Source organism: Blautia faecis (assembly GCF_027662325.1).
Classification (GTDB): Bacteria; Bacillota; Clostridia; order Lachnospirales; family Lachnospiraceae; genus Blautia_A; species Blautia_A faecis.
Genome location: NZ_JAQDKY010000065.1, coordinates 1 through 11,044, shown reverse-complemented (window position 1 = coordinate 11,044; position 11,044 = coordinate 1). Strand labels below are relative to the sequence as shown.

Here is an 11,044-nt window from a genome sequence, read left to right as displayed (position 1 = left end):
GATTGTTTCCTTAACAGTTTGTCGAACTATCAAAACGCCAAAAACAATATACTATATAATCAATGGGCAGCCGACTTAATAACGAGATTGTCTGCCATTTTTTATACCTATTGCGGCTTCCACAAATTTGTTCAAAAGAAGCTTTTATTGCTGCAAAAACTCGGCATCCTCAATCTACACAATCGAAAAAACCATGTCTTCGCCAAATTCTATGCTTGCACTTCCCCTGGATTCTGGTTATAATAAAAGTTATTGCTAACGGCTATTTCAGGAATAATACTAAAACGATTCTATTACTATGATTACAATAGTGACCAAACCCGTTTTTTGAACTCAAATTATGTTAAAAGACGTGACTGTTTTTTATAATGTTTATGGCCAAATTTTAATTTCATGAAATAGTACCACGGCAATCCATGTTTCGCAAAGCTCACGTATATTTTGTTTAATATATACAGTTTATGAAAGGAAAAATACGAGAAAATTAGCACTTAGTGATGAAATATTACTTAAAGTTGATAAAGCCGCACGGTACATTGGCGGTGAAGTCAACTCTGTTGAAAAGGATAAAAAAGATGTGGCCATTCGTGTTGTATTTTCCTTCCCGGATGTCCAGAACACGATTTTTTTACCTGCTCCCTTTTTAAATCACTTAGTACTATTTGCCGTTATTTCCTACCTTTTTATCTGTATCATTTTGTATTATTTTGTGTTATTTAAGCTTAAAAGGGATTTAATAACACAAAATAAGCCTTTGACAAAAGGCCATTTTTGACCACCTTTTGCAATCACTTTTCCGTTTCAGACTTCGTATCATGCCTCTTTTATGTGACAAAATTTGATATTTTTGTAAAAACCAGATTTTTGTACGAACTGTCAATTATCTAAAAATACTTCTTATAGCTGCAGTTCGCTTTCCAGACGGCTATTGCTGGTATTTTCCTTATAGTGTTATGGAATGACATATTGTATTACAGGGTTTATTTGACTGTATGTGACATAAACTTATATAAAAATATATTGCCCCCATTTTTTCTTTATGGTAATATAAAATCATAAAATGTTATCAGTTAACCAATTATACAGGAGGTGGGTATTATAGTACGTCAGACGAATCTGGCGCAGACCATTGACCTTATATCAGACCGTGCGAAATATGATGAATGTGCGAAAAAAATATTGACTTACAAGGCAATCATAGCATGGATCTTAAAATCCTGTACAAAAGAATTTTCTCAATACAGCGTAAAGTTTATTTGTGATAACTGTCTGAAAGATGACGTAGAAATTTCTAAACATGCTGTCCACCAGGATCAGCTGGACCGTGATGAGAAACTAAACGGAGACGAAAGAATCGAAGGTTTGAATTCAGAGGCGAATGCAGTCAAGGATCAAACTGTATATTATGACATCCGTTTTAAAGCCTATCTTCCTGGAAACCCTGAACCTATACAACTTATTATCAATCTGGAAATCCAGTTGAATGATACTCCTGGATATCCACTTGTAACCAGAGGTTTTTATTATTGTGCAAGAATGATATCAGAACAGTATGGAACCGTATTTACAGATAAACATTACGAAAAGATTCAGAAAGCTTATTCCATCTGGATCTGTCCAGACCCAGCTAAAAAACGCAAAAATGGTATTTTCAAATATCACACAATTGAGAATACGATACTTGGAAAGTCCTATACAGATCCTCAAAGCTATGATCTGATGGAAGTGGTGATTGTAAATTTGGGAGATGCAGATAAAGAAAGCGAGCTGGAGATTCTTGATCTGCTAAATGTCCTGTTTTCAACGTCTGCCACGCCAGAAGAAAAAAAGAAGCGGTTACATGAAGATTTTGATATTGCCATGACAGAAGAATTCGAGAGTGAGGTGAGAGACATGTGTAATCTAAGTAGAGCTCTTGTAGACCAGGGAATTGAACAAGGAATGAAACAGGGAGTTGAAAAAGAAAAAATGTCCCTGGCCCAGATGATGATCGAGGAGAAGGAGCCTGCCGATAAGATTTCAAAATATACAGGCTATGCTATCGACAAGTTAAAGGAAATTGCAGCGGCAATGGGACAGACACTTGTGTAACATATGATTTTATAGGAAGGGGCTGTCGGGAAATAGACAGTTCTAAGAGAGGGAGGGTGTGACTCATATAAACACAATTAACAAAATGAAATCAAAAATGTAGTGGGATTTGAGGAATCAAAACGACTTCCAGATGGATCGTTCTTGATTCCTTTTTCTTTACAAATCGGTTACGTTCGCAGTACTGAAATTAGTGTATAATTGTAATAGTAAAAATCACGCACAATAAAGAAATAATCGGGTTTGTGTAAAATGAAAGGAACATTATTATGAAAGCAAGAATACTGGTGATAGAAGATGAAATGGCAATCAATGATCTGCTTTGTATGAATCTGGAAGCTGCTGGTTATGAAACAGTAGGTTATCTGGATGGAAATGATGCAAGTGAAGGCGTCGTACAGGACCATGAATTTCAGTGCGCACTTGTGGATATTATGCTTCCGGGAAAGGATGGTTATACCCTTTTACCGGAATTAAAAAAGTTTGGTATTCCGGTTATATTTCTTACGGCAAAGGCTGATGTTACAAGTAAAGTAAAAGGGTTAAAAGACGGAGCCGAGGACTATATAGTAAAGCCTTTTGAAATGCTGGAGGTAATGGTGCGTTTGGAAAAAGTGTTAGATCGTTATGGAACGGCACCGAAACAGATTCAGATAGACGATGTCATAATTAATACCGTAAGTCACATAGTTACGAAAAATGGAGAAGAAATATATTTAAAACCTATGGAATATAACTGCCTTATGGTGTTCGTAAAAAACCCAAATAAAGCACTTACCAGAAGCCAGATCTTGCAGGAACTGTGGAAGGAGGAATTCTGCGGAGAAACAAGAACTGTGGATGCACACGTTGGACGCATCAGAAAAAAACTAAGCTGGCAGGATAAAATCAAAACCATTCCTAGAATTGGTTATCGACTTGAGGTGGATTTATGAAGCTATTTACAAAAATTTTTTTACAGGTAATCTGCGTGGTGCTTCTGCTGTCATCTGGAATTTTTTTCTATACAACTTACAGGTGGAAAAATCAGAGCATACAGAATATCAACAGTTATGAAAATAGCAGGTTTCAAACAAATATTTCTAAGTTTGAAAACATGCTAATGCGGATTAAAAGTAAAACACAGGACACTGATGATAAAATCCGGGAAAAAATGATTATTTATGCTTTTCGTCAGGTATTCCACGACAGCGCCGTTTTATATCAGGATGGAAAAGAACAATATAATGGGACAAAATATGAGTTTGATCTGCAAAATATCAGAAACCTAACAAAAAACAAACATGATGGATTCGAAAATGACATCTATTGTGATAAACCACTGATCAGCAAAACAAATGGCAACGTATTTTTGCTCTTTTATTTTTCCAGTTACAGTTCTACAGACATGAACTATCAGATTGTCACCTACAAAGATATTACCAGTGTACAAAAACAGAGTCAGACACTGTTTTATCAGGCAGGAGGGTTTACCCTGTTTCTGGTTCTGTTTGTTGGCTTTTTCCTGTTTTTGACTTTGCGGAAAATTATGGAACCGCTCACAAGGCTAAAAGAAGCGGCTGTTTCTGTGGCAAATGGAAATTATGAGATAAAAGTGCCATCAGAAGGAAAAACGGAACTGGCACAGGTTGGGAAAAGCTTTAATCTTATGACAGGTAAAGTGAGGGAGCAGATTGAAAAGCTTTCTTCCGTAAACCAGGCACAGAGACAGCTGCTTGGAAGTTTGGCCCATGAATTAAAGACACCGATGACTGCAATCATAGGATATGCAGATACACTTCTAACGGTACGCCTATCTCCCAAGAGGCAGGAGATAGCGCTTGATTATATTAGAAATGAATGCCGAAGGCTTTCCAGGCTTTCAGTGAAAATGCTGGAACTTACCGGATTATATGAAACAGGTGAAGCAGAATTTGTTCCAGTGGAAGTTCAGATGAATCAATTTCTGGAAGATGTAAAAAAACTTGTTACTTACAGGCTTCAGGAGAAAAAAATTTGTCTTGAAATACATTGTAATCCAGAGGAGCTTAGAAAAACTTTTGATCCGGACCTTATGATGAGTGCAGTGACAAATTTTATTGATAATGCAGTCAAGGCTTCCGATGAGAATTCAAAAATCGTACTGGAGGCAACCCAAAATCATTTATCTGTTCAGGATTATGGGAAGGGAATTCCAAAGGAGGATCTGAAAAGAGTAACAGAAGCTTTTTATATGGTCGATAAATCTCGTTCCAGAGTAAAGGGAAGTGTTGGGCTTGGTCTTGCGCTATGCCAGAAAATTGCAGATATACATGGATTCCAGCTGGAAATTACAAGTCATCTGGGAAAAGGAACGATCATATCTGTTTTATGGTAAATAATTTGAATTTACAGAACAGTTACAACTTGCGGAAGATTTGGTGTAATGAAAGATGCTATACTTGTGGACATAAACAGGAAGGAGAATTTATTCAACATGAGAAAAAACATAAATAAAATTGTAGGATTAACACTTTGTATAGGAATGCTCACAGGATGTGCCCAGACCCCGGAATCTTCCCTTGTAAAACCAAAAGGGAGCAAGGTAGAAAATGCTTATACAGAAACTGAAGGCGTAGATATGGTGAACGAGGACTCTTCTGAAAATACAAAGGATAAGAACACAGCGGTAAGAACAACTATTCGAGACCTGCTCAATGCTCCGGAAACCTATAAAAGTCAGACTACAGATGACAGTGCAAAACTTGTAGTGAACACGGATGCCACTGTAGAAATACCGGATGTAGAAAAGATATCCGCAATTTCTGTCACGCCTGCAGAAGTTACACAGGATCTTCTTGACCGTATTACAGATGCCTTTTTCTCAGAGGCAAAGCTGTATACATCGGATAGCTATTATACCCAGACAAAGGATGAAATCAAAAAAACGTTGGATGAACTAAAAGAAGATGTAGCAAACGGAAATCTGGATCCCTATAATTGGGGTACGGATGAAGATGGTAACCTTTACTATAATATTTATGATGATATTGAATACTGGGAAGAGCAGTATCAATCAGCCCCGGAGACGAAGACCCTGGCAGAAGGAAGACCTGTTGCAGGCTCCCAGGAGACAGAAAATGGTACTGCGGAAAATGAATTCTCCGGTGTTGCACAGATGCCGGATGGATCAGAATATTTTTACATGACATCTTCCTACGGATCCGATACCTTATCTGTCAAAATCAGAAAATTGGCAAAATCTGGCGGGGAAAAGCTGCCTGTGGACACGACCTGGTCTGATTATACTTCTTCCAGTGAAGGGGAAAAACCTACTGAGGAGTCCATTGGGATTTCATTAGATGAAGCAAAAAAAATGGTACAGGAAAAAGTAGATAAAATGGGGATTACAGATCTGCAGTTTTCAGACTGGAGTTATGCATTGTGCAATAATCTTGAAAAGGATAATAGTTTAAGTAATCTTGGAAGCGGATATGCGATTTATTACACACGTACTATAAACGGTGTTCCGATTACTCGGACAATGGCAGATGGCGGTGCTTTGGAAGATATGGACAGCACTATGGAAACCTGGTCTTATGAAAGTCTTTATTTCTTTGTCGATAAAGATGGAATTGAAAGCATGTATTATTCAAACCCTTATACCATAGGAGAGACAAAAACAGAAAATTTAAACCTTCTTCCATTTTCTGAGATTATGAAAACATATGAAAAAATGATGGTAGTGACCAATGCAGATAATATGGAATATGAAAAATCAAGAGTTTATGATGTTGACCGGATTGTTCTGGGCTATGCAAGAATTTATGAACCATCCACAGATCCGCATACAGGTCTTCTGGTTCCCGTTTGGGATTTCTTTGGAAGCAGAAAAGTGGAAGGTGACTATGATGGGAATAGTTACTCGGACATCACAGACTATCCAAACTGGAGCTTCCTTACCATTAACGCCGTGGATGGCAGTATTATAGACAGGGATCTGGGCTACTGATATGAAGCAGGTACTTGGAATTGTACATTACAATTTCTTTGGCTATTTTCGAAATCCAAAAGTCATTTTTACCTTCCTTCTGGAATTTGTACTTAGCTTTCTTCTCACTGGAAGAATCATGGTTGTTATGGAAAACTATGATACACCGGTACAGGCTGTAGAGCCATTTCTTTGGACCTTTGGGGATGGAACAGCAGTACTGCTCAGTTCTCTTCTGTTGCTTCTGCTGTTCTCAGACCTGCCAAAGATGACACCAGTTACTCCATATCAGTTAATTCGAACAACAAAGAAAAAATGGCTTTTGGGACAGTTTATTTATATTATTCTTGTGACTGCTCTTTATACAGTATTGATGCTGCTATTTACATCTGTACTGTGTATGAAGGACAGTTATCCGGGCAACCTGTGGAGCGAGACTGCTGCCATGCTCGGATATTCTGAACTGGGGAAAAACTTGCAGGTCCCCTCTACAGTAAGAGTCATGGAGAGTATCTCTCCGTATGGCTGTATGCTGCAGGTTTTTCTCCTGTTATTCTGCTATTCCCTGACACTTGGTTTTGTAATCCTTGTTGGAAATCTTTATAAAGGAAAAACAAAAGGCATGGTGTTTGGACTACTTTATAGTGTATTTGGATTTTTACTGGAACCCAGTGTGGTAGCCGCAATTTTGCATAAGGAAAAATATGAAATGTATCAGGTGAATGTACTGATCTGCTGGATCAGTCCTTTGAACCAGGCTGTATATGGAAAACATAACTTTGGCTATGATCCATTACTTCCGACCATCTGGCAGTCCTGTATGTTCTTCGCAGGTATTTTATTTGTTCTTATGGTTCTGGCACTTCGCAGGATGAAAAAATATCCCTTTGAATTTCTGGGAGAAAAAACATAATCAGAAGGGGAAATATCTATGCGGGTAGAAACAAAACGTATGCTTCTTGGCAGGAGTTTCCTGGCGGCATGGCTGATTGCCTGCTTTTCTATCGCAGCAGGTCAGACTTATCCAAGTTTGAAAAAAGCATTAACATGTGGAACTTTTATCAGCCTGCTGGATGGTTCATTGAAAAGTCAGATGGTATCTTTTGCCATCCCTGTAGCTGCGGTACTGCCGTGGAGTGATTCTTTTTTACAGGAGTATAAAAGTGGATTTTTAAAAGCTGCATTTCCCAGGACAAACCGCAGGCTATATGTGGAAGGAAAAGTCTTTTCTGTTATGACATCTGGATTTTTAGTCTGGATATTTGCTATAAGCACCATACTTCTTGTTAATTTTGTTATATTTTATCCTATGGAAATAAAAGGTAGCTTTCCAAAGGAACAGTTTCTGGAGCTGCTTATGAAAGCTCTTAGGATGGGACTGACCGGAAGTATTCTAAGCACTTTTGGTGGAATCTGTGGTACCTTATGGAATTCAGCTTATATGGCATATGGAATTCCTTTTGTCAGCTATTATTTTGGAATTATACTTCATGAACGTTATTTCAAAGATCAGATCTGGTTTTACCCAGTGGAATGGATTCTGGCAGATGGAAACTGGGGAACGGATAAAGCGGGATTGTGGTTATTCCTGCTATCATTTTTATTGGTTTTAATGGGAATTTTTGGAGGTGTTTTAAATGGAAAAGTGGAAGAAATCTGAATTTCAAAATACCTGTGTGAAAATAGAACACGTAACCAAAAGGTTCGGGGAAGATCTGGTATTAAAAGAAGTAAATCTTACCTTAAAGGTGGGACAGGTTTACGGCGTTGTAGGAAATAATGGCTCTGGCAAAACAGTACTTATGAAATGTATCTGCGGATTCCTTCCTGTTACCACAGGCACCATCCGTGTTTTCGGAAAAGAAATTGGTCATGATGTAGATTTTCCAGAAAGCCTTGGTGTCATCATTGAGACGCCTGGATTTCTTACCCAGTATACCGGTGTAAAGAACCTGGAAATACTGGCAGATATGAAAAGAATGATTTCAAAGGCAGATATCCGCCTGATCCTAAAAAAAGTAGGACTGGATCCGGATATGAAAAAGCCGGTTGGAAAGTACTCTCTTGGAATGCGGCAACGCCTTGGGATTGCACAGGCCATTATGGAAGATCCTCGCTTCCTGATTCTGGATGAACCATTTAACGGTCTGGATAAACACGGCGTGGCAGAGATCAGGGAACTTTTGCTTGATTTAAAGGCAGCTGGAAAAACCATTTTATTGGCAAGCCATAATGATGAGGATATCCGGATTTTATGTGATCACGTATATGAGATGGATGGCGGAGTTTTAAGAGAAAGGACAGCCTGAAAATGGGAAAAAAATTTGTGAAAACCACATTCGCAATATTAAGTTTCATGATGCTTCTGCCGACATCTGTTTTTGCAGAAGATGCAGGGAATATGGAAGCTGCTTTTGTGGGAGAGTCTGTTCTGGAAGCAGATCAGTCAGCTTCTTATAGTGATGCAGACAGTACATTGCCTTTTGAAGAGGAAAAAAACAATCCTACAGATGAGAAGATTCCGGAAACTGAGGAACAGACTCCTGAAAAAACGGATTCGGAAAATCAAAATTCTGACCTGGATGGATTTATATCAGGAGACGCTTCTGCTGAGGACGAAAAGAAGACAATCCATGTCATAATAGAAAATGGAAATACTGATACAGATAATGGAACACAGATTACAGATCCTGTTATAGATAGTGGGGATTATTCTGCTGGAGAGTATAGTGGAGGCGGTTCTTCTGCCAGCTCGTCTGGTGAGAAAATACTACATAAACCGCAGGTTCTTTTAGAGGATAACAATCTTTCCGGACAAAATCTAAAAGCAGGCTCTGTCACAGAAATGTCACTGACATTCCGGAATAAAAGCCGTAGCCAGAATGTATTTGGTCTAAAGATTTCTATTTCTGCGGATACAAAGGGAATTGAATTTGAAAGAAACTCTTTTTATGTTCAGAGACTGACTCCAGGAGAAGCAATTACCCTGAAACAAAAGGTCACTATAGCAGAGGACTGTACTCCAGGTCAGGCAACAGTTTCTTTTTCTCTGGATTACGAAGATTCAAAAGCGACGGGAGCGACAGGTACAGAAACGCTGTCCTTTCAGATCACTCAGCCGGCGCGTGCAAAACTGGAAGCTTCTGATATTCCTTCTGTTTTATATACCATGGATACGGTAGAAATTCCGGTGAAAGCAATGAATCTTGGAAGGGATAAGATATATAATGCAAGTGTCCGGCTGGAAGCAGACGGATTGAACCCAAAAGAGTCCGCTTTTTTAGGAACATTAGAAGCTGGAACCGCAGTACAGGGAAGTCTCCGTGTGTATGTAAAAGGAAAATCAGAAGAAGATGACGGTTCTTTTCCTGGCAGGATTACCGGAAAACTGATTCTTACTTATGAGGATGCAGCCGGCAATTCCTATGAGGAAAGTACAGAGTTTGAGTCTGAGATTAAAGAAGCTAAAATCCAGTCTTTAAAAATAGAGGATGACCAGGAAGAAACAAACAGCTGGTGGTATTCCGTTATTGCAGTTATTGCAGTACTGCTTGTTTCTGTGATTCTACTTCTTTTGGGTAAGCTTCATAAGAAAAACATACTTCTGGAAGAAACCAGAAAGGTGGATGCCCATTGAAAAAGAATAGAATAGATAGTTTTACCTGTTTTGTAGGTTTTCTTCTGATATTGGCATTATTTTTCTCTATAAAGCTTTTTGCAGGAATACAGGATGGGAAAAAACAATACTTGGCACTGGTTTCCCTTGGAGACCTTACTTATGATGATGATTTTTTGAAAAAGGCAAAAAAAATAGAAGGGATAAAAGAGATATGGCCCGTTGTGGAAATTCCAGTAACCATCAAGATTGAAGATTATACGGAAACAGCCACCTTTTTAGGAATAGATCTGAATGCGTTTGGAGAAAATCCAGAGCAGAATGATTTAGGAAATACACCGGTGTTGTTGCTTGGAAGTAAAGCATTGCAAAACATGAAAGACTCAAATAATCATTCCATTTCAAAAAAACAACAGGAAAAATTCCTGCAAATGGGAGAAAATCTAACCATTTCTTATGCACTTGCTGGAAATACAAAAGAGCTTTCTGGCGCGGCAGATTATCCGGTATCCTTAACTGGACACGAAGAAAATGAACAGCAAACTGTTTATCTTCCATGTAAAGTAACTGCCGTAACGGAAAATGAAGATATCTATATTCCTTTATCACAGGCGCAGGAGCTTTGCAGTGAGATAGGTGAGCCGCTTAAAATTACAAAAATTTATTTGAAAGTGAATGGAAAAATGAATCTGGAGAAGGCAAAAAAAATATTTGAATAAGGTATTTTTGGAAAATTAATTGTATCAATCTATGGTATTCATTTGACTAACTATTGTATTTTGTGCATGTTTTATGTAATTTTATCCATGTACTTATTTAAAAGAAAAGTATATACTTTATTCTTGTAAATAAAAGTATTTTATTCCCCTAAGGCTTGTTCCATTGTCTGCATGACAGGCAATGGAGGCCTTCTTCCAACGTATTAATCATAATAAATTGGTATTTTTGTAAATTGTACCATATAATGGAAAACTGTTAAATTGTGATCTTTTAGATACAATTTAGCAGTTTTTTATATGATGGAAATCCAATACAAAAAACCACTTTTTCATGCTATACTTCATTTATGAATTATAGCAAGATCAACACCAATAAAAAGGTCTGGGCAGTCTTGCTTAATTTGATATTGTAGGGAAGTCAAATGCAATGCGGTACTTCCGTATTTGCCACTCTGAAAACCTTTGAGCCCTCGCTCCGTCATATAATTAAACAATTCGCCTTGCTGTATTTTCTGCAAAGTTCGTTGTAGGTAATGCGATTTTTTTATTCAAAAACAATACCCACTCTCGTTTCTGTTTTAGGAAAGAATGTAATTTATAGTAAATGAGTAGAAATTGCGATTGGTTTTTGATATAATAATGGACAGATAATTTGTAGTTATCCATTGA

General features: G+C 37.9%; 10 protein-coding genes. 9 read left to right on the top strand and 1 reads right to left on the bottom strand.

Annotation, left to right across the window (positions count from 1 at the left end):
* Positions 1-1,089 precede the first annotated feature (1,089 nt).
* The 9 genes from PGQ38_RS18345 to PGQ38_RS18305 all read left to right on the top strand — a co-directional run bounded on the left by PGQ38_RS18345 (position 1,090) and on the right by PGQ38_RS18305 (position 10,375).
* Complete coding sequence (locus PGQ38_RS18345; RefSeq protein WP_270433013.1) at positions 1,090-2,091, top strand: PD-(D/E)XK nuclease family transposase; 1,002 nt, start codon at positions 1,090-1,092, stop codon at positions 2,089-2,091.
* Between the two features lie 269 nt (positions 2,092-2,360).
* The gene (locus PGQ38_RS18340; RefSeq protein ID WP_195700342.1) at positions 2,361-3,026 is read left to right on the top strand and encodes a response regulator transcription factor; all 666 of its coding nucleotides are present in this window, start codon (positions 2,361-2,363) and stop codon (positions 3,024-3,026) included.
* Between the two features lie 167 nt (positions 3,027-3,193).
* On the top strand, positions 3,194-4,447 hold the full coding sequence (locus PGQ38_RS18335) for a sensor histidine kinase (RefSeq protein WP_243284601.1): 1,254 nt from the start codon (positions 3,194-3,196) through the stop codon (positions 4,445-4,447).
* Positions 4,448-4,546: 99 nt separating this feature from the next.
* Positions 4,547-6,061, top strand: a complete 1,515-nt coding sequence (locus PGQ38_RS18330) for a DUF6034 family protein (protein WP_118583023.1) — start codon at positions 4,547-4,549, stop codon at positions 6,059-6,061.
* 1 nt (position 6,062) lies between these two features.
* Positions 6,063-6,953: a hypothetical protein gene (locus PGQ38_RS18325; RefSeq protein WP_173735712.1), complete on the top strand. Its 891-nt coding sequence runs from the start codon at positions 6,063-6,065 to the stop codon at positions 6,951-6,953.
* An 18-nt stretch (positions 6,954-6,971) separates the two neighbouring features.
* Entirely contained in the window at positions 6,972-7,700 is a 729-nt protein-coding gene (locus PGQ38_RS18320) for an ABC transporter permease (protein WP_243880097.1), read from the top strand.
* Entirely contained in the window at positions 7,678-8,349 is a 672-nt protein-coding gene (locus PGQ38_RS18315) for an ATP-binding cassette domain-containing protein (protein WP_204453256.1), read from the top strand. The genes PGQ38_RS18320 and PGQ38_RS18315 overlap by 23 nt, the downstream gene beginning before the upstream one ends.
* Before the next feature lie 2 nt (positions 8,350-8,351).
* Positions 8,352-9,677, top strand: a complete 1,326-nt coding sequence (locus tag PGQ38_RS18310; protein ID WP_117854465.1) for a COG1361 family protein — start codon at positions 8,352-8,354, stop codon at positions 9,675-9,677.
* A complete protein-coding gene (locus tag PGQ38_RS18305; RefSeq protein WP_270433005.1) occupies positions 9,674-10,375 on the top strand; it encodes a hypothetical protein in 702 nt (233 codons plus the stop codon). Before PGQ38_RS18310 ends, PGQ38_RS18305 begins: the two co-directional genes overlap by 4 nt.
* A gap of 486 nt (positions 10,376-10,861) precedes the next feature.
* Here the strand turns inward: PGQ38_RS18305 and PGQ38_RS18300 are convergent.
* Positions 10,862-11,044: hypothetical protein (locus tag PGQ38_RS18300; RefSeq protein ID WP_270433003.1), on the bottom strand; the 183-nt coding region annotated here is incomplete at its 5' end.

Excerpts from the sequence above, each read along its gene's own strand:
- PGQ38_RS18315 (WP_204453256.1), top strand. The coding sequence starts at position 7,678 with ATGGAAAAGTGGAAGAAATCTGAATTTCAAAATACCTGTGTGAAAATA.
- PGQ38_RS18335 (WP_243284601.1), top strand. The coding sequence starts at position 3,194 with ATGCGGATTAAAAGTAAAACACAGGACACTGATGATAAAATCCGGGAA.
- PGQ38_RS18325 (WP_173735712.1), top strand. The coding sequence starts at position 6,063 with ATGAAGCAGGTACTTGGAATTGTACATTACAATTTCTTTGGCTATTTT.
- PGQ38_RS18310 (WP_117854465.1), top strand. The coding sequence starts at position 8,352 with ATGGGAAAAAAATTTGTGAAAACCACATTCGCAATATTAAGTTTCATG.
- PGQ38_RS18330 (WP_118583023.1), top strand. The coding sequence starts at position 4,547 with ATGAGAAAAAACATAAATAAAATTGTAGGATTAACACTTTGTATAGGA.
- PGQ38_RS18340 (WP_195700342.1), top strand. The coding sequence starts at position 2,361 with ATGAAAGCAAGAATACTGGTGATAGAAGATGAAATGGCAATCAATGAT.
- PGQ38_RS18320 (WP_243880097.1), top strand. The coding sequence starts at position 6,972 with ATGCGGGTAGAAACAAAACGTATGCTTCTTGGCAGGAGTTTCCTGGCG.